The sequence below is a fragment of the Brevibacterium sp. H602 genome (assembly GCF_051172395.1).
Lineage (GTDB): Bacteria > Actinomycetota > Actinomycetes > Actinomycetales > Brevibacteriaceae > Brevibacterium.
Genome location: NZ_JBPIZD010000011.1, coordinates 87,126 through 109,221, shown reverse-complemented (window position 1 = coordinate 109,221; position 22,096 = coordinate 87,126). Strand labels below are relative to the sequence as shown.

The 22,096-nt window shown below is 65.6% G+C and carries 20 protein-coding genes; 17 read left to right on the top strand and 3 right to left on the bottom strand.

Annotation, left to right across the window (positions count from 1 at the left end):
• Window positions 1–114 precede the first annotated feature (114 nt).
• Together ACSBQT_RS10220 and ACSBQT_RS10215 are read left to right on the top strand one after the other, a co-directional pair.
• Window positions 115–2,034, top strand: a complete 1,920-nt coding sequence (locus ACSBQT_RS10220; RefSeq protein WP_410711258.1) for an ATP-binding protein — start codon at window positions 115–117, stop codon at window positions 2,032–2,034.
• Window positions 2,031–2,690 carry a response regulator gene (locus tag ACSBQT_RS10215; protein WP_435001675.1) on the top strand — a complete coding sequence of 220 codons (660 nt, stop codon included), beginning with the start codon at window positions 2,031–2,033 and terminating at the stop codon, window positions 2,688–2,690. The genes ACSBQT_RS10220 and ACSBQT_RS10215 overlap by 4 nt, the downstream gene beginning before the upstream one ends.
• 21 nt (window positions 2,691–2,711) lie before the next feature.
• Here the strand turns inward: ACSBQT_RS10215 and ACSBQT_RS10210 are convergent, their stop codons facing one another.
• Entirely contained in the window at window positions 2,712–4,049 is a 1,338-nt protein-coding gene (locus ACSBQT_RS10210) for an MFS transporter (RefSeq protein ID WP_435001674.1), read from the bottom strand.
• A 152-nt stretch (window positions 4,050–4,201) separates the two neighbouring features.
• Between ACSBQT_RS10210 and ACSBQT_RS10205 the strand changes: the two genes are divergently transcribed.
• The 13 genes from ACSBQT_RS10205 (at window position 4,202) to dapF (ending at window position 16,945) form a co-directional block, all read left to right on the top strand.
• Window positions 4,202–4,741, top strand: coding sequence for an ArsR/SmtB family transcription factor (locus tag ACSBQT_RS10205; protein ID WP_435001673.1), 540 nt, complete (start codon window positions 4,202–4,204; stop codon window positions 4,739–4,741).
• A gap of 435 nt (window positions 4,742–5,176) precedes the next feature.
• Entirely contained in the window at window positions 5,177–7,960 is a 2,784-nt protein-coding gene (locus tag ACSBQT_RS10200; RefSeq protein WP_435001692.1) for a DNA translocase FtsK 4TM domain-containing protein, read from the top strand.
• 126 nt (window positions 7,961–8,086) lie between these two features.
• Complete coding sequence (pgsA, locus tag ACSBQT_RS10195) at window positions 8,087–8,755, top strand: CDP-diacylglycerol--glycerol-3-phosphate 3-phosphatidyltransferase (protein WP_435001672.1); 669 nt, start codon at window positions 8,087–8,089, stop codon at window positions 8,753–8,755.
• A complete protein-coding gene (locus ACSBQT_RS10190) occupies window positions 8,748–9,290 on the top strand; it encodes a CinA family protein (RefSeq protein WP_435001671.1) in 543 nt (180 codons plus the stop codon). Before pgsA ends, ACSBQT_RS10190 begins: the two co-directional genes overlap by 8 nt.
• 177 nt (window positions 9,291–9,467) lie before the next feature.
• The gene (locus ACSBQT_RS10185; RefSeq protein WP_435001670.1) at window positions 9,468–9,797 is read left to right on the top strand and encodes a helix-turn-helix domain-containing protein; all 330 of its coding nucleotides are present in this window, start codon (window positions 9,468–9,470) and stop codon (window positions 9,795–9,797) included.
• Window positions 9,797–10,024, top strand: a complete 228-nt coding sequence (locus tag ACSBQT_RS10180) for a DUF3046 domain-containing protein (RefSeq protein WP_410711264.1) — start codon at window positions 9,797–9,799, stop codon at window positions 10,022–10,024. Before ACSBQT_RS10185 ends, ACSBQT_RS10180 begins: the two co-directional genes overlap by 1 nt.
• Window positions 10,025–10,163: 139 nt before the next feature.
• Window positions 10,164–10,571: a VOC family protein gene (locus ACSBQT_RS10175; RefSeq protein WP_435001669.1), complete on the top strand. Its 408-nt coding sequence runs from the start codon at window positions 10,164–10,166 to the stop codon at window positions 10,569–10,571.
• A 191-nt stretch (window positions 10,572–10,762) separates the two neighbouring features.
• Entirely contained in the window at window positions 10,763–11,854 is a 1,092-nt protein-coding gene (recA, locus tag ACSBQT_RS10170) for a recombinase RecA (RefSeq protein ID WP_435001668.1), read from the top strand.
• Window positions 11,835–12,794, top strand: coding sequence for a regulatory protein RecX (locus ACSBQT_RS10165; RefSeq protein ID WP_435001667.1), 960 nt, complete (start codon window positions 11,835–11,837; stop codon window positions 12,792–12,794). The genes recA and ACSBQT_RS10165 overlap by 20 nt, the downstream gene beginning before the upstream one ends.
• Window positions 12,795–12,829: 35 nt before the next feature.
• Complete coding sequence (gene miaB, locus ACSBQT_RS10160; protein WP_435001666.1) at window positions 12,830–14,326, top strand: tRNA (N6-isopentenyl adenosine(37)-C2)-methylthiotransferase MiaB; 1,497 nt, start codon at window positions 12,830–12,832, stop codon at window positions 14,324–14,326.
• A gap of 1 nt (window position 14,327) precedes the next feature.
• Complete coding sequence (locus tag ACSBQT_RS10155; protein WP_435001665.1) at window positions 14,328–14,993, top strand: hypothetical protein; 666 nt, start codon at window positions 14,328–14,330, stop codon at window positions 14,991–14,993.
• 6 nt (window positions 14,994–14,999) lie between these two features.
• Window positions 15,000–15,920, top strand: coding sequence for a tRNA (adenosine(37)-N6)-dimethylallyltransferase MiaA (gene miaA / locus ACSBQT_RS10150; protein ID WP_435001664.1), 921 nt, complete (start codon window positions 15,000–15,002; stop codon window positions 15,918–15,920).
• 35 nt (window positions 15,921–15,955) lie between these two features.
• The gene (gene dapF / locus ACSBQT_RS10145) at window positions 15,956–16,945 is read left to right on the top strand and encodes a diaminopimelate epimerase (protein ID WP_410711271.1); all 990 of its coding nucleotides are present in this window, start codon (window positions 15,956–15,958) and stop codon (window positions 16,943–16,945) included.
• A 2-nt stretch (window positions 16,946–16,947) separates the two neighbouring features.
• Here the strand turns inward: dapF and ACSBQT_RS10140 are convergent, their stop codons facing one another.
• Window positions 16,948–17,562 carry a class I SAM-dependent methyltransferase gene (locus tag ACSBQT_RS10140; RefSeq protein ID WP_410711272.1) on the bottom strand — a complete coding sequence of 205 codons (615 nt, stop codon included), beginning with the start codon at window positions 17,560–17,562 and terminating at the stop codon, window positions 16,948–16,950.
• Between the two features lie 129 nt (window positions 17,563–17,691).
• On the opposite strand from ACSBQT_RS10140, the gene hflX reads away from it, so the two are divergent.
• Window positions 17,692–19,164, top strand: coding sequence for a GTPase HflX (gene hflX / locus ACSBQT_RS10135; protein ID WP_435001663.1), 1,473 nt, complete (start codon window positions 17,692–17,694; stop codon window positions 19,162–19,164).
• Window positions 19,161–21,131 (top strand): ATP-dependent DNA helicase, encoded by a 1,971-nt coding sequence (locus ACSBQT_RS10130; RefSeq protein ID WP_435001662.1) that lies wholly within the window; start codon window positions 19,161–19,163, stop codon window positions 21,129–21,131. The genes hflX and ACSBQT_RS10130 overlap by 4 nt, the downstream gene beginning before the upstream one ends.
• A 66-nt stretch (window positions 21,132–21,197) precedes the next feature.
• Here the strand turns inward: ACSBQT_RS10130 and lexA are convergent, their stop codons facing one another.
• Complete coding sequence (gene lexA / locus ACSBQT_RS10125; protein WP_092012603.1) at window positions 21,198–21,953, bottom strand: transcriptional repressor LexA; 756 nt, start codon at window positions 21,951–21,953, stop codon at window positions 21,198–21,200.
• Window positions 21,954–22,096: the final 143 nt, after the last annotated feature.

The following is a 22,096-nucleotide window of genomic DNA, read 5'->3' as shown; positions in this document are numbered from 1 at the left end:
CTCGAAACACCGTAGGGCCCAGATCACGGGCCGCGCGCGCTTGTGTGCACTGATGGCGTTTAGATCGTTGCGCGCCTTTTGCGCATTGCGCTCAAACGCGGCTACGCTGAGCGCGTGCCCCGGCCCCATCGTTCGTTCTCCCGACGTGTGCTGATCTCTCAGCTCGCGCTCGTCATCGTGATCCTCGCCCTGGTCACCGGAGTGTTCGCGTGGATGGGGGCGCGCACCGTCACCGAGGTGACCGAGACGAAGGCGCTGGCCACTGCCCGCACGCTGGCGATCGATCCGGACGTCCGCGCCGCCGCCACCCAGGCTTCGGCCGAGCACGCTGAGAAGCCCGATGAGCAGCTCGTGACTTCGATGCTGGGGATCACCGATGATCTGCGCGACCGGTCGGGCATCACCTTCGCCGTCATCACCGACGATCGCGGCATCCGACTCACCCACCCCGATCGGTCGAAGATCGGGCACAAGGTCTCGACGTCGCCGGATGAGGCACTCGCCGGACGCGAGAACGTCTCCCACGAATCCGGGACCCTGGGCGAGACGGTGCGGGCGAAGGTGCCGATCTATTCGAGTGAGGACGGCAAGACCGTCGTCGGCGAGGTCTCGGTGGGCATCTTCGCCTCCGTGCTCGATGCCGATGTGCGTCGGGAGATGCTGCTGCTCGGAACCGTGGCAGTGCTTGCGCTGGCACTCGGGGTCGGAGTCTCGTATTGGCTCGGACGCCGGCTGCGGCGGGAGACGCTCGGCGTCGGACCCGAAGAGCTCGCCGAAATGGCTCGCGACCAAGGTGCCGTGCTCCACGGCCTCGACGACGGAGTGCTCGGCTTCGACACGAACGGGAAGCTCACGCTGAGCAACTCGAACGCGAAGGAGCTGCTCCGTGCCGCCTCGGCGGGGGACGTCGACCATGCGAACGGCACGGCCGACGCGAACGGGGCAGCCGCCTCGGCGGGGGATTCCGACCGCGAACTTGTCGACCTCTCCGACGACGAACTCGTCAATGTGCCCGGGGAGGTCACCGCGCTCATGGCTGACGCCCCGGCGGACGGAGCCCTGCGGCGCCGGATCACGATCGGCGACCGGATTCTGCTGGCCACAGCCGTCCGGGTCCAACGCGACGGGGTGTCCGTCGGCGGGGTTGTGACACTGCGGGACGAGACCCAGATGCTCACGATGGCTCGCCAGCTCGAATCCGTCACCGCCATGGCCCGGGCCCTGCGCACTCAGCGGCACGAGTTCGCCAACCGGCTGCACACCGTGCTCGGTCTCGTCGACACGGGCGCGACGGACGAAGCCCACACCTATCTGTCCTCACTGCTGGGAACCGGGCCGATCACGACCCCCGTCGAGGACATCGACCTCGTGGCCGACCCGTACCTGCGCGCCGTTCTGGAAGCGAAGGGAACGACCGCCGCCGAGGCCGGAGTGGCCCTGGCCGTCACCCCCGATTCCCTGGCCGTCGGTGCGGTCCGTGACCCGGAGGCGGTCACGCTCATCCTCGGCAACCTCATCGACAATGCCGTCCGTGCGGCCGTCGCGGGTCGTCGGTATGCCGAGGACGGCGGTCGGGTCGAGGTGCAGGTCCTCAGCTCCGGACCGGAACTCCACGCGGTCGTCACGGACACCGGCGACGGGATCGACGACGAGGTGGCGGGGAAGATCTTCGACGAGGGATTCTCGACCTCGACGGCCGCCTCGGCGCCGGATTTCGGGATCGGACTCACCTCGGGAACCGGCACCGGAGACGGTCACGGACTCGGCATCGGACTCGCGCTCAGCCGCCGGGTCGCGGAGAAGGGCGGGGGAGCGGTGTGGCTCATCGACGGCCACGATCCGGACCTCGGCGGGGCGAGCTTCGGCATGCGCCTGCCCGATGCCCTCGACGATCCTGCCGACGTGGGCGACGCGGCCGACGCGGGCGACGTGGGTGACATGGGCGAAGACGGCGATGCTGATGCGATTGACGGCGACGGTGATGTCGACGCGATACCCGGCGACGACGAATTCCGAACAGATGAGGAGAGATGATGGTCAACGTTCTCGTGCTCGATGACGATTTTTTCGTCGGGCAGATCCATGCCCGGTACGTCGACGAGGTGCCCGGCTTCACGGCTCTCGAACCCGTCCGCGACCTGAAGACGGCCCGCGAGGTCATCGCCGAGAACGAGGTCGATCTGCTTCTCGTCGACTACGTCCTGCCCGAAGGCACTGGGGTCGAACTCATCCGCGAGACCGATATCGAGGCGATCGTGCTCTCGGCGGTCACGGATCCGCAGGTGGTCCGCTCGGCGCTGCGCGCGGGGGCGATGACGTACATCGTCAAGCCCTTCGCCGCCGAGGTGCTGCAGAACTTCCTGCGCCGCTACGCTCGATTCCTCCGCTATTGGGAGCGGGATAAGGTCGGGCAGACCGATCTCGAGCGGCAGCTGCGCAACCTCCACGATGCCGCGGCCGTCGGCGGGACCGGAGCGAGCCCGGCGGGATCGTCGACGACGACCCGGATTCTCGCAGCACTCGAGGAGGCGAGCGGCCCGATGACGGCTCTCGAGGTCGCCGAGGCGGTCGGCGCCTCCCGTGCGACCGCGCAGCGGCATCTGGCGAAACTCGCCGAGGCCCGCACGATCACGGTGTCCCTGCAGTACGGCAACACCGGCCGTCCCGAGCACCTCTACGCCACCCGTTGAGGCGGGGCGGGCTTGTCGTTCTCAATCGCGATCAGCCGTTTCCCCGCTGCCGAGCAGATCGAGTTCGCGGGGGAGTTCACGCATTCCCAGCAGGCGGGAGGCGAGCACCGGCAGTGAGCCGAACAGTGCGCAGGCTGCCAGGATCCACATCGTCGTTGTCAACCCGAGCCGGTCGCCGAGGATGCCGGCAAGGAAGGCACCCAAGGGCATCGGTCCCCACACGAGGAAGCGGATGGAGGCGTTCATCCGGCCCAGCAGCGGCTTCGGGCACAGGCGCTGGCGGAAGCTCACCTGCGCAATGTTGTAGACAACGACTGCCCAGGTCACAAAGAACCAGCTGATCAGCAGGGTCGGCAGCGCCGGCAGGACGGAAGCGAGCGGAACACCGAGGAAGCAGAGGCCGCCGATCAGCGCGGACACAGCGATGCTCGTTCCTTCGCCGAGGATCTTCTGCACCCATGCCGCCGTGAGTGCGCCGAGGATGCCGCCGGCCGAGGCGACGGACATGATGATTCCGAGTTCGACCTGGTGGAGACCGAGTGTGGTGAGGGCGTACAGCACGAGGAGCGCGAAGATGCCCGACGACGCGAAGTTCGTCAGACCTGTGCAGGCAGTGATCCGGCGCAGCAGCGGATGGCCGAGGACGAAGCCGAGTCCCTCGCGGATCTCGGCGACGAATCCGGCCCGGTCCTCGGCTGGTCGTGGGGTTTCGCGGTGTCGGATGAGTCCGACGAGGATGCTCGACAGTCCCATGCAGATGCTGGTCAGTCCGATGGTCAGCGGGGCACCGATCGCGGTGACCAGCCCGGAGGCGAGCGTGGGGCCGGCGACTCCGGCAGTCTGCTGGCTGGCTTGGAGCTTGCCGTTGCCGTCGGAGATCGCGTCGCCGTCGACGAGTTCGGGCAGGTAGGACTGGTTGGCGATGTCGAAGAAGACGCTGACGATTCCGACCCCGGCCGCTGCGAGATAGAGCTGGACCATGCTCAGTGCGTCGAACGCCCAGGTCAGCGGGATGGTCAGGAGGATGGCGGCGCGGATGATGTCGCCGGAGACGATGACGAGTATCTTCGGCAGTCGGTCGACCCAGGCCCCGGCGGGCAGGCTGATGAGCAGGAACGCCGCAGATTCCAGGGTTGCGAGCACTCCCATTTCGAAGGCGTCGGCGTGGAGGAGCTGCACGGCGATGAGGGGGAGGGCGAAGAGGACGAGCTGGGAGCCGAACACGGAGACCGTGTCGCCTGCCCATAACTTCATGAAATCGCGGTGTCTCCACAGAGAGACGTGTTTCGGCCGCTGCGATGAGGCGGAACCCTGCTGCGGCTGTGGTTTGCTCGACGGCGGTTGGTCGGCTGCTGCCATGGCTCTTCCTCGAGACGGCGGGCGGAGGATCAGTGGGTTGAGAGTCAGTGATTGAGGGTTGTCAATCAGTAATGCTCCACGAGTGATTGGGGAAAGTCAATCGCTTTGTGGGGATTGATTGACTTCTCCCGATCACTCGCTAGCGTTGAGGCATGAACGATGACACACCTGCCGCGGCCGCCCTCGCCCGAGCCGTCGAGCGCCGGGATGCCACCGACGCCGAGGCCAAAGCATTGGCGTCGAGCATTCGGATTCGGATCCTGCGGCTGTGTCTGGATGAGGCAATGAGCAATCGGGAGATCGCCGAGGCGACCGGCCTCAATCCCGCGACCTCGCTCCACCATGTGCGGATGCTCGCCGACACCGGATTCCTCGAACCTCAGGAGGCGCGGCGAGGCAAGCGCGGGTCCAGGGAGATCCCGTACCTCGCCACGGGCAAGAGCTGGTTCCTCAACACCGGCGATATGACGACCGAGATGATCGAGGCCTTCACCGCCGAGTTCACCGCCGCACCGTATGAGGAGCGGACGATGGGTCGGATGGCGGCGATGCTCACCGAGGATGAGGTCGAGGAGTTCCGGGCTCGCATCGATGAGCTGTTCGAAGAGTTCCGGAGCCGGCGCAACAAGGACGGTGCCACCCAATGGGGTCTGTTCATCGCCATGCACCCGAGCGACCCGCATGACCGTTGACAGCGCCGGGATTCCTGCTGACGACGCCGGGGACAGCTATGTCGGTATGGTCCAGCCGCACTGACTCAATAGTCTCTTGAAACGGAGCGCAGCCGAGCGACTTCGCTGAGAAACGGGCGCAGCGTCGAGAAACGCACGTGCACACCCGTTTCTCGACACGCAGCCCGTTTCTCGGCGATACGGGGTGCCTGACGTGCGAATCCGTGCTTCACAGCTGCCCCCGCGGGCCGCCGCACCACACGCCGAAACCTGCGGATTTGCTGGGCAGGAGCGCAATATCGTCCTAAGATGAGAGACATGGCGACCAGAACGACTTCCCCCGCTTCTGGTTCCGGGAAACGCACAGCGCGCAAAAACGCTGGTCGGTCCGGTCAAGCGGGGACCGAAGAACCCGGGACAAACGTTGTCACCGGTGCATGGAGGGGAGTGGCCCACATGGCCGGAAACCGTGCGCGAAAGACTCTCAGCGACGAACCGACCGATCAATCACCGACGAAGCGGGACGGCACAGCCTTCTTCCTCATCGGACTCTCGATCATCATCGCCGCCTTCGAATGGTGGAACATCCCCGGCGCGATCAGCGACGGCGTCCGCGGAGTCGTCGAAGGCACCTTCGGCCGGGTGGCACTCGCCCTGCCGGTGGTCTTCACCTGCTACGCGATCCGCCTGTTCCTGCGCGGCGACGACAACCGCGGCAACAACCGCATCCTCATCGGGATGATCTTCGGCCTGCTGGCTGCCTCGGGCCTGGCCCATATCGCCGCCGGCAACCCGACCTTCACGAACTCCCGTGAGGCCATGGCCAACGGAGGAGGCGCGCTCGGATTCGTCGTGTCCTCGCCGCTGGTCGTCGCGACCACCGTGTACGTGGCGGTGCCGCTTCTCGTCCTCCTCGGGCTGTTCTCCCTGCTCGTGGTCACCGCGACCCCGGTGCGCGCGATTCCCCGTCGCCTCACCGACCTGTACTACCGCCTGACCGGCGGAGCCCGCCCCGAAACCGACGCCGAGGCGGCCGAGACCAAACAGTCCGACCTCGTTGCCGAGAACGGTCGGACCTCCGACCTCAAACCCGTGATGGGCGCCAAGCGCCGCAGCCGGAAGAAGAAGACCGAGATCCCCGATCTCGACGCCGAATCCGCCGACGACGACACCGCGACGAAGGCCTACGACAAGGCCTACATCCACGAAGACGACGTCAGCGACGAAGAAGCCGATACCACGCGGATCGAAACCGATCCGGAGCCCAAGCTCAAGCCCGGCCAGCGCCGGCCCACCAAGGCCGAACGCGAGATGGCCGAGCTGAAGAAGACCATCGGGATGGACGACGACGCCGCGAACCAGGCGAAGAAGTCCGAGCCTGCTGCCGCCTCGGCGCCGGTGCCGACGACGAACGCACCCGCACCCCCGCCCACGGAGCAGCTTCCCGAACGCGTCGAACAGCTCACCCTGGCCGGGGACGTCACCTACACCCTGCCCGCCTCCGACAACCTCCAGCCCGGACCTCCCGCGAAGGAGCGCTCCGAGGCCAACGATCGTGTCGTCGAAGCCCTGCGCGATGTGCTCGAGCAGTTCAAGATCGACGCCGAGGTCACCGGATTCTCCCGTGGCCCCACAGTCACCCGCTACGAGGTGGAGCTCGGCGCCGGCACGAAGGTCGAGAAGGTCACGGCGCTGTCGAAGAACATCGCCTACGCTGTGGCCAGCGCCGATGTCCGCATCCTCTCGCCGATCCCCGGCAAGAAGGCCATCGGCATCGAGATCCCGAACACTGACCGCGAGAACGTGGCGCTCGGTGACGTGCTGCGCTCGAAGGCCGCCCGCAAGACCGACCACCCCATGGTCATGGGCGTGGGCAAGGACGTCGAAGGCGGATTCGTCGTCGCCGACCTCTCGAAGATGCCCCACCTCCTCGTCGCCGGTGCCACCGGTGCCGGTAAGTCGAGCTTCGTGAACTCCATGATCACCTCGATCATGATGCGCGCGACCCCCGATGAGGTCCGCATGATCCTCGTCGACCCCAAGCGCGTCGAGCTGACGATCTACGAAGGCATCCCGCACCTGATCACCCCGATCATCACGAACCCGAAGAAGGCCGCCGAGGCGCTCGAATGGGTCGTGCGCGAAATGGACGCCCGCTACGACGACCTCGCGAACTACGGGTTCAAGCACGTCAAGGAGTTCAACAAGGCCGTCCGCGAGGGCCGCATCCAGCCGCCCGCCGGATCCGAACGAGTCCTCCAGCCCTACCCGTACCTGCTGGTCGTCGTCGACGAGCTCGCCGACCTCATGATGGTCGCCCCGCGCGACGTCGAAGCCTCGATCCAGCGCATCACTCAGCTGGCCCGTGCCGCCGGCATCCACCTGGTGCTCGCCACCCAGCGACCCAGCGTCGACGTCGTCACCGGCCTCATCAAGGCCAACGTGCCCTCCCGGCTGGCATTCGCGACCTCGTCGCTGGCCGACTCCCGAGTCGTGCTCGACCAGCCCGGCGCAGAGAAGCTCATCGGTCAGGGCGACGCCCTGTTCCTGCCGATGGGCGCGGCCAAGCCGATGCGTGTCCAGGGCGCCTGGGTCAACGAGTCCGAGATCGAGAAGGTCGTCGAACACGTCAAGAGCCAGCTCACCCCGAACTACCGCGAAGACGTGGCCGTCGAAGCGCCGAAGAAGCAGATCGACGAGGACATCGGAGACGACCTCGAACTGCTGCTCCAGGCGATCGAGCAGGTCGTCACCACGCAGTTCGGCTCGACCTCGATGCTGCAGCGCAAACTGCGCGTCGGCTTCGCCAAGGCCGGTCGCCTCATGGACCTCATGGAGTCCCGCGGCATCGTCGGACCCTCCGAGGGATCGAAGGCCCGCGACGTGCTCGTGCGCCCCGACGACCTGCCGGGCACCCTGGCCATCATCAAGGGCGAGACCCCGCCCGAGGATTCCGGCGGCGCCGCTGCCGACGCCCCGACCGACGGAGTCCACGGCCAGTCCGAACAGACCGGATCCGGGCACGCCTCGGCAGCCGGGGACTATGACGAGGAGTTCGACGACGACTACGGCGAGACCTCCCACGGCTCGGCGTCGGCGTACAGATCGGCATCGCCCGACCGCTACGCGAACGGCGTCGGTCATGCCGGCGACCTCACCGTCGGCGACGTCGATCCGGAGACCGGACTCGAGGTCGTCGAGGCCAGCGGAGAGGACGCCTGGCAGCTCACCGGCCGCTGATCCGATAAGAACCCCACCCCTCGCCGAGGGCGGCGCACCGTACCGACGGTGCGCCGCCTCGGCGATTGTGGTTGAGATGGCCCTGGTTGGAATGATCTGCTCAGCTCACTCCGATAGGCTGGATGCGTGAACGATCGAGTCGAGGCCGGAGCCTCTCAGCAGCCCTCCGCAGAACCGAGTCCGTGGAATGTCCCGAACGCACTCACGGTGCTGCGCATCCTCATGGTGCCCCTGTTCCTCGTGCTTCTGCTGGCAGACGGCGGCAACGATGTGACACTGCGCTGGTGGGCACTCATCGTATTCCTGCTGGCCATGTTCACCGACTTCGTCGACGGCTACCTGGCCAGGCGAAACGACCTCATCACGAACTTCGGCAAGATCGCCGACCCGATCGCTGACAAGTCGCTCATGGCCGCGGCACTCATCGGTCTGGCGATCATCGTCGAGCTGCCGTGGTGGGTGCCCGTGATCATCCTCGTCCGCGAATTCGGGATCACCGTGCTGCGGTTCTTCATGATCCGCATCGCCGTCATGCCCGCCTCGCGCGGGGGCAAGGTCAAGACCGTTCTGCAGACCGCGGCGATCGGACTCTTCCTGTTGGTCTTCCCGCTCTCGGCCGTGCTGCCGTCCGTTGTCTACGTCATTCTGCTCATACTTGCCTGGGTCATCATGACCGCGGCCATCGTCTCCACCATCGTCACCGGCGTCGACTATTGCGTCCAGGCGGCCAAGCTGTACAAAGACGCGAAGAACGGCGGGAACGCGCAGTCCGATGGGGACGCGCAGCGTGGCTGAGTCCGAGCTGTTGGCGACCGCGCGTCGCATCATCTCCACCTGTTCTCAGCTGGGGATCTCGCTGGCGTCGGCGGAGTCGCTGACCGGGGGACGCTTCGTCGCCTCGCTCGTGGATGTGCCGGGCGCCTCAGTAGTGGTGCGCGGGGGACTGGTCACCTACGCCACCGACCTCAAAGCGAGCCTGGCCGGAGTCGATGCCGACCACCTCGAGGAGACCGGACCGATCGACCCGGTCGTCGCCGCGCAGATGGCCGTCGGCACGGCCGTGCAGTGCGTCGCCGACATCGGGATCTCCTGCACCGGAGTCGCCGGACCAGACCCGCAGGACGACAAGCCCGTCGGACTCGTCTACACGGCGATCGCCTTCGGCGGGAAAGCGAAGGTCTTCGAACACGAGTTCACCGGCGACCGTGATGCCATCCGCAGTCAGACGGTGCAGGCGATGGCCGTCAACCTCGACGAATTCGTCGGCGAACTCGCCTTCGGACCCGAGGCCGGGCAGGCGTCGAATGCTCGTGAGGACGCCACGGAATAAGTTCGTCTGCTGTGGGGTTGACCGGGTGATGACCATCGGACGAAAATTCTCCAAAATCTTCGAATGGACTGGCAATACCATCCGCTCGGGGCACCAGGTTGGTGCTGTGTCACGGCCAGGTTGTAAGGTTATTGGAACTACATTGACGGGACGCGCTGACAAAGGGAGGGCCGCGTTATGTTACTGAGAGTCGAAATCGGCGACGCACTTCGTTCCGCCCGCCGTCGTCAAGGACGCACCCTTCGCGATGTCTCGACCGGTGCCAGCGTGTCGCTCGGCTACCTCAGCGAAATCGAGCGCGGACAGAAGGAAGCCTCCTCGGAGCTGCTGTCGGCGATCTGTGAAGCACTCGACCTGCCGCTGTCGGCACTGCTGTCGTCTGTGTCCGATCGCTTCGCTCTCGAAGAAGGCGTGCAGATCCCCGACACCATTCCGCAGGAGCTCTCGGACAAGATCCTCGGTCATCCCGAGGGATACTCTGCTTCGCGGCTGGCCGCCAAACCCTGATGCGGCACACGCTCTACTGGATCCTCATGAACGAGGAGTTCGGTGAGGCCCGCGCCGCCTCCCTGCACACCGACCTCACTCTGAGCTCCTTGGGTTCGCGGACCGCAGCCCAGGCGTTCGAAGCCGGAGTCGAACCCCGCGACATCTGGACCGCCGTCTGCGATTCCATGGGCGTTCCCGAATCTCGGCGCCTCGGCAAGGAGAAGCCGCGCGCGACGCCGTTCTGACCGAGGCTCGATGCCGTTCTGCTGGATCGGAGCAGTTTTGATCGATCGGGGGCGCTCGGCATTGTCTGTGACTCTGTCTGGTCGGAGCAGTGATGGTCTTTACTGTCGGCGCCGTGCCGCCCGCGTGTAGACTGACCGCATGAATCAGGCCGTCCCGTTCATCACATTCCAGCCCAGTCGTGGACAGAACGCCGCCGAGGCCATGGAGACCTACCTCGAGGTCTTCGCCGACGGACGAGTGATCCTCGACAATCGCTACGGTCCCGACGGTCCGGGCGCCGAAGGCACGGTCATCATGTCCGAGATCGAGATCGCCGGCCAGAGACTGCGCTTCAGCGACAGCTTCGTCGCACACGAGTGGGACATCACTCCCGGTGTGTCACTTATGGTCGACTGCGAATCGGCTGAGGAGCTCGAACGCATCTTCACCGCACTGAGCACAGACGGAACTGTGTTCATGCCGCTCGACGACTACGGATTCGGCCCATTCGGGTGGCTGGGTGACCGCTTCGGCCTCACCTGGCAGCTGGGCCTGGCCCAGGGCTGAATCTCGCGGAGACACGCGACACACCCGAATATATAGAACACCTGTTCCCATGTGGGTTATCCTGGTGGGGAATCACGGGACCTGTGACCACGAGTGGCTGGTTATCCACGGGGGAATCGCTTCCTCTGTCGTTATGTCAGTGCCATCTTCTAGCCTTGGTCTCAACGGAAAAGCAACGAAGAGGAGACGTCATGGCACGTACACCCAAGAACCTTCAGGTTCCCACCGGCGGAGACAAGTCGAAGGCACTCGAAGCCGCAATGGGCCAGATCGATCGCAACTACGGCAAGGGCGCGATCATGCGCCTCGGCGACGGTGTGCGTGAGCCCATCGCCTCCATCCCGACCGGTTCGGTCGCACTCGACATCGCTCTGGGCATCGGCGGTCTGCCGCGCGGTCGCGTCGTCGAGATCTACGGTCCGGAATCCTCCGGTAAGACGACCGTGGCCCTCCATGCCGTGGCGAATGCTCAGAAGGCCGGCGGAATCGCCGGGTTCATCGATGCCGAGCACGCACTCGACCCCGAGTATGCGAAGAAGCTCGGCGTCGACACCGATCAGCTCCTCGTCTCCCAGCCGGACACCGGTGAGCAGGCTCTCGAGATCGCCGATATGCTCATCCGCTCCGGGGCCCTCGACGTCATCGTCATCGACTCCGTCGCGGCCCTTGTGCCCAAGGCCGAAATCGAAGGCGAGATGGGCGACAGCCACGTCGGTCTGCAGGCTCGCCTGATGTCGCAGGCTCTGCGTAAGATCACCGGCGCCCTGGCCCAGTCGAAGACCACCGCGATCTTCATCAACCAGCTGCGTGAGAAGGTCGGCGTCTTCTTCGGTTCCCCGGAGACCACCTCGGGCGGTAAGGCGCTGAAGTTCTACGCCTCCGTGCGCATCGACGTCCGTCGCATCGAGACCCTCAAGGAAGGTCAGGACGCGGTCGGCAACCGGACGCGTGCGAAGATCGTGAAGAACAAGGTCGCTCCGCCGTTCAAGCAGGCCGAGTTCGACATCCTCTACGGCCACGGCATCTCCCGCGAAGGCAGCCTCATCGATATGGGCGTCGACAACGGCATCGTGCGCAAGTCCGGATCCTGGTTCACCTACGACGGTGATCAGCTGGGGCAGGGCAAGGAGAACGTCCGCAACTTCCTCCGCGACAATCCGGGCCTCGCCGAAGAGATCGAGCTGAAGATCAAGCACAAGCTGGGTCTCATCCAGGTCGACGAACCCGAGGAAGGCGCCGAGTTGGCCGGAGAAGCACAGACGGATGACGTCGAAGTCTCCTGACGCTTCGTCGACTGACGACGAATTCGCCGGCCACGAGCCCGCCGCATCGACCGACACGGTCGGTGCGGGGGACTCGGGTCGGACCGATTCGCCTCAGACCGAGACACTCTCGCAGCTGCGCAGTGCGATCTCGGAGATCGACCAACGTCATGCCGAAGGGGAGGCCGGTTTCTTCGCCGGTCTCTCCGGACTCAATGACGATGATGTCACCGGTGGCAATGGTCGAACTGCCAAACGAAAGAGCTCGGGGTCGAAGCGCAAGAAGAACTCCAGCGGCTGGAAGCGACAGCAGCAGGAACCGGACAACGGGTGGGTCGAAGGCGGTACCGACTCGACTCCGGATTTCATCGACGTCCCTGATTTCCTTGCGGCCGAGAATGATGGTCCAGATTTCCTGGCGAGCGGTGGCGATGTCGCGCCTGACTTCGCTGCCGGTCCCGGGCTGAGCTTCGACGACGACGAAGACGACGCTCCCGACTTCGACGCGGATTACGCGCAGGCGAAGAAGACGGCGATGAACATGCTCGCGATGCGCGACCACTCCAGCGACGAACTGCGCAAGAAACTCCTCAAACGCGACCTCATGCCCGAAGCGATCGATGTCCTCATCGAGAAGCTGCAGAATTCGCGTCTGCTCAACGACGAAGAATTCGCCCACCGCTTCGCACGGGCACAGCGCGAGAACCGGAAACTCTCCCGGTCCGTGCTCAAACGCGAACTGAGCAAGAAGGGCATCAGCCCCGAACTCGCCTCCGACGCCGTGGCCGATATCGACGGCGAGGAAGAGCTCGCCCGCGAAGTCGCCGAGAAGAAAGCCGCCTCTACCAGGCGCCTCGACTATGCGGTGCGGGAGCGCCGAATCCTCGGCATGCTCGCCCGCCGCGGCTTCCCCTCGGCGATCTGCATCAAGGTCACACGGGAAGTGCTCGCAGAAGACTGAAACGCCTTCCGGGGAACGGCTAGAATGGGTGCGCCATGACTGAACTGATTGAATCCCCGACGACATCCGGAACCACCCCTCGCAGCTACGAGGTCAAGACCTACGGATGCCAGATGAACGTGCACGACTCCGAGCGTCTGTCCGGACTGCTCGACGATGCCGGCTACGTTCAGGCGAACACCGACGACCAGGCAGACGTCGTCGTCTTCAACACCTGCGCCGTCCGCGAGAACGCGGACAACCGCCTCTACGGCAACCTCGGCCAGCTCGCGAAGGTCAAAGAGAACCACCCCGGCCTCCAGATCGCCGTCGGCGGATGCATGGCACAGAAGGACCGCGACACCATCGTGAAGAAGGCGCCCTGGGTCGACGTGGTCTTCGGCACCCACAACATGGGATCCCTGCCGGCGCTGCTCGAACGCGCCCGCCACAACGAGGAAGCCCAGGTCGAGATCCTCGAAAGCCTCGACGTCTTCCCCTCCACCCTGCCCAGCCGCCGCGAATCCCAGCACTCCGGCTGGGTATCGATCTCGGTCGGCTGCAACAACACGTGCACCTTCTGCATCGTGCCCAGCCTGCGGGGCAAAGAGAAGGACCGCCGTCCCGGCGACATCCTCGCCGAAGTCGAAGCACTCGTCTCCGACGGAGTCGTCGAAGTCACCCTGCTCGGGCAGAACGTCAACTCCTACGGCGCCGAATTCCGTGACAAGGGCGCATTCGCAAAACTGCTGCGCGCCGTCGGCAACGTCGATGGAATCGAGCGGGTCCGCTTCACCAGCCCGCACCCGGCCGCATTCTCCGACGACGTCATCGACGCGATGGCAGAGACCCCGACCGTCATGCCGCAGCTGCACATGCCGCTGCAGTCCGGTTCGGACACGATCCTCAAATCCATGCGCCGCTCATACCGCACCAAGCGGTTCATGAACATCCTCGACTCCGTGCGCGAACGCATCCCGCACGCAGCCATCACCACCGACATCATCGTCGGCTTCCCCGGAGAGACCGAAGAGGACTTCCAAGGCACGATGGACATCGTCCGCCGTGCCCGCTTCTCACAGGCCTTCACCTTCCAGTACTCCATCCGCCCCGGCACACCGGCGGCCACGATGGACAACCAGGTGCCGAAGGACGTCGTGCAGGAGCGGTTCGAACGCCTCACCGCGCTCCAGGATGAGATCGCCTGGGACGAGAACAAAGCCCAGGTCGGTCGTGAGGTCGAAGTGCTCGTGACCAAGCTGCCCCACGACGAGTGCCCACGACTGAGCGGTCGCGCCGAAGACAACCGCCTCGTCCACGTCGGAATCCCCGAAGGCTCCCAGATGCCGCGACCCGGTGATTTCGTCACCGCCACCGTCACCGAGGCGAAGCCCTACTTCCTCCTCGCCGACTCCGGATTCTCCGTACGCCCGTCCCGAGCAGGTGACGCCTACGACCGGGCACAGGCCGACAGCTGCGGCGCACCGAGCCCCGGACAAGGTGCAGCCGGCGCGACGAATCTCGGTATGCCGACCATCCGCCCTCGCGGCTGAGATGGGCGCCTTCGCCATCACCCCGGCAGCCCCGGTGCTGCTCGAGAACATCGACCGCAGCGAGACGGCGCGAATGGTCGAACTGCGGACCGTTATCCGCGACACTCTGAGGACGCAGACCGATTGGGCCCTGCCCATCGAGACCCTGCCACCCGTGGCTGGGCTCGGCGGGTGGGGAATCGACCGCGGCGTCGATACTCGCACCGGTCAGTATCTGTCCGGGACCGAGTGGGTCGACACCGTTGAAGGTCTGACGACGGACGAACGCAGACTCGCCGAGGCGGCCGACCCCGCCATCGTCGTCGTGATCCTTCACGCTCACGCCGTCGGAATCGACATCGGCCCGCTCGGATCGAGCGAGAACCTCCTCCTCCCCATCGACCTGTCCGGAGCCGCAGCAGAGGATGCACCCTTGGCCCCGATCGACGGTGCCGCGGAATTTGATCGTGCTGTCGTCGAAGCAATCACCTCCGGGACGTCAATCGACAACGAAAGACTGCTCGACCTCTGCGACCAAGCAGGGGCCATGGCCGCCAACCTCAGTGTGCTGGCTGCCGGCATCCGCCACGCCGTCGACCAGGGTGCTCGTGTATCGACTCTGGAGCTGGTCGTCGACGAACGTGTCCACGAGGTGCGTTCTGTCTGCGGCACCGGACTCTGGGAGTGATCGTCGATGACTGAGGACACTGCGCCGATCATCACCGTCGTCGGAGCCACTGCCACCGGGAAATCCGACCTGGCGCTGGATCTGGCAGGCCGCCTCGGCGGGGAGATCATCAACACGGATTCGATGCAGTTCTACAGAGGGATGGACATCGGCACGGCGAAGCTGCCGGTCGATGAGCGCCGGGGGATTCCGCATCACCTCATCGATATCCTCGACGTCACCGAAGAGGCGAACGTTCAGGACTTCCAAGCGCGTGCACGCGCAGCGATTGCGGACATCCGGGAGCGCGGACTGCGTCCGATCCTCGTCGGCGGGTCCGGACTCTACGTGCGCGCCGCGGTCGACCATATGGAGTTCCCGGGCACGGATCCCGAGGTGCGAGCCCGCCTCGAGGCCGAGGTCGCAACAGACCGGTGGGCGCTGCACCAGAAACTGCGCAAGCTCGACCCGAAAGCGGCCGAGAAGATCACCGTCAACGACCAACGACGTATCGCCCGAGCCCTCGAAGTCATCGAACTCACAGGACGACCCTTCAGCGCCCAACTGCCGGACTACCAGGAGATCGAACCGACCATCCATCTGGGATTGAGCATGGACCGGGCGATTCTGCATGAGCGCATCGCCGCCCGAGTCGAACTCATGTGGGACCACGGGTGGGTCGACGAAGTGTTGCGACTCCTCGACGTCGGATTGGCCGAAGGCAAGACGGCATCGCGCGCCATCGGATACGCACAGATCCAACGCCACCTGGCCGGAGAACTCACCGTCGCCGAGGCGAAGGAAGAGACGACGATCCGCACAAGGCAGTTCGCACGCCGACAGGACACCTGGTTCCGCCGCGACCCGCGCATCCGCTGGATCGACGGCAGCGCCGCCGACGCCGAACAGAATCTGGCGGCGGCACTCGACGTCCTGAACGGGCACTGAAGACCTGACTGGACGCTCACCGATAAGATGGAGCCATGAGCACTCCGAATACCCCGTTCGCCGCCTGGACCGATGTCAGCTTCCTCAAGGGGCACGGCACCCAGAACGACTTCGTTCTGCTCTCCGACGACGACAGCACACTGGAGATGCATCCCGAAACCGTCGCCACGCTCGCCGACCGACGTGCAGGACTCGGCGCCGACGGCATCATCCGCATCGTCCGCTCCGCAGCCAGCGGCATCCCGGGAGCCGCCGAACAGGCCGACGCCGGTGCCGAATGGTTCATGGACTACTACAACAACGACGGCAGCCTCTCCGAGATGTGCGGCAACGGCGTTCGCGTATTCGCCCACGCACTCGTGACCAGCGGTCGCGTCCCCGCCGATGCCCGCGAGATCCTCGTCGGCACCCGTGACGGCATCAAAGCCGTGCGCACCACCCTCAATCCCGCCCTCGGCGTTCAGACCGGAGACGACGTCGTCGACACCGGCACAGCGGGACCCGGATCGGCCAGCGACGCCTGGTACACGATCGACATGGGCGAATGGTCACTCGACCCCGCGAGCAGCGTGCTCGTGACCACCGGCGGAATCGACGTCGCCCGTCCCGGACTGCGCGTGTCCACCGGCAACCCGCACACCGTCGTCGCCCTGGCCGAGAACTCCGAACTCGCAGCAGCCGAACTGCGCGATGCCCCCGTCCTCGACCCCGTCCCGGCACAGGGATCCAATGTCGAATACATCGTCATGGAACCCGCCCGATCCGATGTGGCCGGGGGAGAAGGCGCCCTGCGCATGCGCGTGTTCGAACGCGGCGTCGGTGAGACCCGCTCCTGCGGAACCGGCGCCTGCGCGGCAGCGATCGCAGCCCACCACTGGGCAGGCGAGAAGTCACCTCTGCAGTGGAGAGTCGACGTGCCCGGCGGTCAGCTGCGCATCGAAATCGAACCCAACGCCGAAGGCACGAGCGGACGCGTCAGCCTTGCCGGCCCCGCGGTCCTCGTCGCCAGCGGCACGATCGGCTGAGCTCAGTCGCGTTCGACCGTGAGCACGCGGAAGCCCTTCGACGATCCCGTGCGCACGACCTCGAATCCGTCGCCGAGCATCCCGGCGATCCACTTCTGCAGGGAATCGGCGCCGAGGTTCTTCGACACGACGAGATCGGCGCGGCCGCCCGGCGCCAGACGCGGCAGCCAGGTCTCCAAGAGTTCGTGCAGCGCTTCCTTGCCGATGCGGATCGGCGGATTCGACCGGATCGCGGCGAACTGCAGGTCGGCGGGAACATCAGCGGCGGTGACGGTGTTGATCGTATCGAGACCCAGCCTGCGCGCATTCGCCGCGGTGGTCTCCAGGGACCGGGAGTTGACGTCGAGTGCCCACACTCGAACATCCACCTCGGCGTCCTGGGCATCCAAGGCCGTGTGCAGGGCGATCGGCCCCCAACCGCAGCCGAGATCGAGGATATCGCCGGCCGGCGGCTCAGCCAGATGCCGCAGCAGCACAGCGGTGCCGAGGTCGAGGCGAGTGGGCGAGAACGTGCCGGATACGGTTTCGACGGTGACGGCGCGGCCGGCCAGATCGAGGTTGAGTACCCGCGACTTGGCCTCGCTGCTCGGCGATTCGGTGAAATAGTGCTCTGACACCGTTTCAGTCTAGACGGCTGTGGGAGAATTGATGGACACCACCGTCGGTGCGAATCGCCTGGACCGGTGGCAAGCATGACGACGTCCGCACGAGAAGTTCCGTGCGGGCGGCAGAGAACAAAGGAATGAATGACGTCTGAAGACAAGGAGCGTCGCAACGCGATGCTCGATCGTGTGCTCTCCCGAGGCGCCCAAGCCCTCGATGATCACGACACCACCCAGGGCGATGACCAGTTCGACCTCGCCGAGCGCGCCGCCCTCACCCGCGTCGCCGGACTCTCCACCGAGCTCGAAGACATCACCGAGGTCGAATACCGTCAGGTCCGCCTCGAACGCGTCGTCCTCGCCGGCATCTGGAACACCACCCAGGCCGAAGCCGAGAACTCGATCCGCGAACTCGCCGCACTCGCCGAAACCGCCGGTTCCGAGGTCCTCGACGCGCTCATCCAGCGTCGCGACAAGCCGGACCCGGGCACCTACCTCGGCAAAGGCAAGGCTGCCGAACTCGCCGAGGTCGTCGCCTCCGTCGGCGCCGACACCGTGATCATCGACTCCGAACTCGCCCCCAGCCAGAGGCGCGGACTCGAGGACGTCATCAAGGTCAAGGTCGTCGACCGCGTCGCGCTCATCCTCGACATCTTCGCCCAGCACGCGAAATCCCGCGAAGGCAAGGCCCAGGTCGAACTCGCCCAACTCGAATACCTCCTGCCGCGACTGCGCGGTTGGGGTGAGTCCCTGTCCCGTCAGGCCGGCGGCCGTGTCGCCGGCGGTGCCGGAATCGGCTCCCGCGGACCCGGTGAGACGAAGATCGAACTCGACCGTCGTCGTATCCGTACGCGCATGTCGAAGCTGCGCCGCGAGATCAACGCCATGGCGCCCTCCCGCGAGACCAAGCGGAAGAACCGCGCCCGCCACCACGTACCCTCCGTCGCGATCGTCGGCTACACGAACGCGGGCAAGTCCTCCCTGCTCAACCTGCTCACCGACGCCGAGGTGATGGTGCAGAACGCCCTGTTCGCCACCCTCGATCCGACCGTCCGGCAGGCGAAGACCGCCGACGGCCTCGTCTTCACCTACACCGACACCGTCGGGTTCGTCCGCAACCTGCCCCACCAGCTCGTCGAGGCCTTCCGCTCGACCCTGGAGGAAGCCGCCGGCTCGGATCTGCTCCTCCACGTCGTCGATGCCTCCCACCCGGATCCGCACGGACAGATCCAGGCCGTGCGCGACGTCCTCAAAGACGTCGAGACCGGGGATATCCCCGAACTCCTCGTGTTCAACAAGGCAGATATCGCCGAGGAGGCCGTGATCACCGGCCTGCGCGCGGAGTATCCCGACGCCCAGTTCGTCTCCGCAGTCTCGAAGGAAGGGATCGATGACCTCATCGAGGCCATCGAGAACCGCCTTCCCGTCCCGGACATCGACATGACCGTGCTCATTCCCTATGAACGCGGTGACCTCGTGTCGAAGATCTACGCCCTCGGCACGGTCGAACACGAGTCGCACGGCACGGAGGGCACCAGCCTGCAGGCCAAGGTGCCGACCGAGCTCGTCGACGAACTGCGCGAATTCCAACGTCCGGACCTGGTCATCGACGAGTGAAGGCAGTCGACACCCTCCTCGAATCCGCTGTCGGCGCCATCGGCGGATCGCCACGCGAGGGTCAGCAGGAGATGGCGCAGGCGGTCGCCTCGTCGCTGGACAAGGGAATCCATCTGCTCGTGCAGGCGGGAACCGGCACCGGCAAATCTTTGGCCTACCTGGTGCCGGCGGCCGAGTACGTCACCCGCACCGGCGGGAAGGTCGTCGTTTCAACGGCGACCCTGGCCCTGCAGACGCAGATCATCCACCGCGACCTGCCCCGGCTGTTCAAGGCCGTGAAGAAGGACCTCGATCCGCTGCCCCGGGCGGCACTGCTCAAGGGGCGCCGGAACTATGTGTGCAAGCACAAGCTCGCCGGCGGGTACCCCGACGAGGGCGAGGGCATGCTCTTCGACCTCGGTGCCGACGCCGAGGCGGGACGCAAACCCACCGAACGCTCCGGGCTGGGGGAGGAGATCCAGCGGATCCGCACCTGGGAGAAGACCACTGACACCGGCGACCGCGACGATCTCCTACCCGGCGTCAGCGATCGTGCCTGGTCACAGGTGTCCGTCAACGCCTTCGACTGCCTCGGTTCGAACTGTCCGCTGTTCACCGAATGCTTCGCCGAAATCGCCCGGAACAATGCCGCCGAAGCCGATATCGTCGTGACGAACCATGCCCTGCTGGCCATCGACGCCTTCGGGGAATCGAACGTGCTGCCCGAACACGATGTCATCATCATCGACGAGGCCCACGAGCTCAAGGACCGGGTCACCAGCGCCCTGTCCGGGCAGATCAACACGAGCATGCTCTCGGCCGCGACGAGTTCCGTACGCAAACACACCACCGTCCAGGACGGCGTCGTGTCTCTGCTCGACTCCGCCGCGGCGGCACTCGAACGTGCGCAGACCTCGGTGCCCGAGGGGCTCATCCTCCACATGAGCGAGACGCTCGGACTGGCTCTGGCGCAGATCCGCGATTCTGCCCGCCAGATCATCAACGACATCGGCGGCAAGACCGAGGAGGCCGACGCGGGCCGGCAGATGGCCAAGGCACGCTGCCAGGAGATCTTCGAACTCGCCGAACGCTTCTGCGACCCGGGAAAGAACGACGTCATCTGGCTGTCGCGTTCGACCTTCCGCGAGAAGGAGACGACGAATCTCGTCGTCGCACCCTTGAGCGTGGCCGGGACCATGCGCAACGGCATCTTCGAAGAATCCACGGTCGTGGCCACCTCGGCGACTCTGTCCCTGGGTGGCAACTTCGACGCAGTGGCAGCCTCGTTGGGACTCTTCGGACCCGACGCCCCGAAATGGGACAGCCTCGATGTCGGATCACCCTTCGACTACGGCAAACAGGGCATCCTCTATGTCGCCTCCCACCTGCCCAAGCCCGGACGCAGCGGACTGAGCGTAGAAGCACTGACCGAACTCGAACAACTCGTCGAATCCTCGAACGGCGGGGCACTGGGCCTGTTCTCCTCCCGGGCGGCGGCCCACGCGGCAGCCGAACACCTGCGGAAGAAGTTCGATTTCCCGATCCTGCTCCAAGGCGATGACGGCCTGCCGGCGCTGGTCTCTCAGTTCACAGCCGACGACCAGACCTGCCTGTTCGGAACCATGTCACTGTGGCAGGGAGTCGATGTGCCGGGACGGACGAACCGCCTGGTCATCATCGACCGTCTGCCGTTCCCCCGTCCCGACGACCCGCTCATGCAGGCGCGGGCACGCGATGCCGACCAGCGGGGAGTCAACGGATTCATGGCGGTGTCGGCCACGCATGCCGCCCTGCGCCTGGCTCAGGGAGCCGGACGCCTCATCCGGTCGACCAAGGACAGGGGAGTGGTGGCCGTGCTCGACTCGCGGCTGCGCTCGGCCCGGTATGCCGGGTTCCTCGTCAATTCGATGCCGCGGATGTGGCCGACGACGAATTCCGGCCTCGTCCGCAAGAGCCTGGCGAGGCTGGCCGAAACCGACGAAGGATGACACAAAGGCCCGCGACCGATTCGGTCGCGGGCCTTTGCGTTCAGACTGCGGAGAGCCGACGGAAGATCAGAGGCGGCGGATGACGGCGACGACGAGGCCCATGATCTGCGCGTAGGTGCCGTCGATGGGTTCGTAGTTCTCGTTCTGCGGCATCAGCCACTGCTGACCGGCCTTGCGTTTGAGGGTCTTCACCGTGGCCTCGCCGTCGAGGAGGGCGGCGACGATCTGACCGTTGTCAGCGGTGTGCTGCTTGCGCACCACCACCCAGTCGTCGTGGCAGATGGCGGCTTCGATCATCGAATCGCCGACGACCTTGAGCAGGAACATCTCACCGGAGCCGACGACCTGGGTCGGCAGGGAGAAGACATCGTCGACTTCCTGCTCGGCCAGGATCGGGCCACCGGCGGCGATGCGTCCGACGACGGGCACCTGCACGGTGTTGTTGGCGAGCTCCTCGTACTTCGCGCGCTCTGCCTCTTCCTCTTCGAACGGATTGACCACTTCGATCGCACGCGGGCGCTTCGGGTCGCGGCGGACATAGCCGAGGCGTTCGAGCTGGGAGAGCTGGTGGGCGACGCTGGAGAGGGAGGCCAGCCCGGCGGCCTTGCCGATCTCGCGCATGCTCGGCGGGTAGCCGTTGGTCACGACCGCGCGTTCGATGGTCTCAAGCACGAGACGCTGACGGGGAGTGAGGCGGAAGTCGCCCTCACCGGATGACCCCTCAGGGATCTGGACGACGTCGTCATCGGTGCGAGCGGCAGCGATCTCGCTGGCAACATCTTCGTTGCGAGGCCTGCCTCTGCCTCGTTTGTTCTGAACCATTGCTCGTTCCCCTTCGTTCTATTCCCTGCCGCTGAACGCCGTGATCTCCGCTTCGGAAATTCTCGTGTCAGTGCCGACTGAGATGGTTCTGACAGATCAATCAACAACGCTGGTTCCCTCTCATTGTCGCATAGATGTTCGAG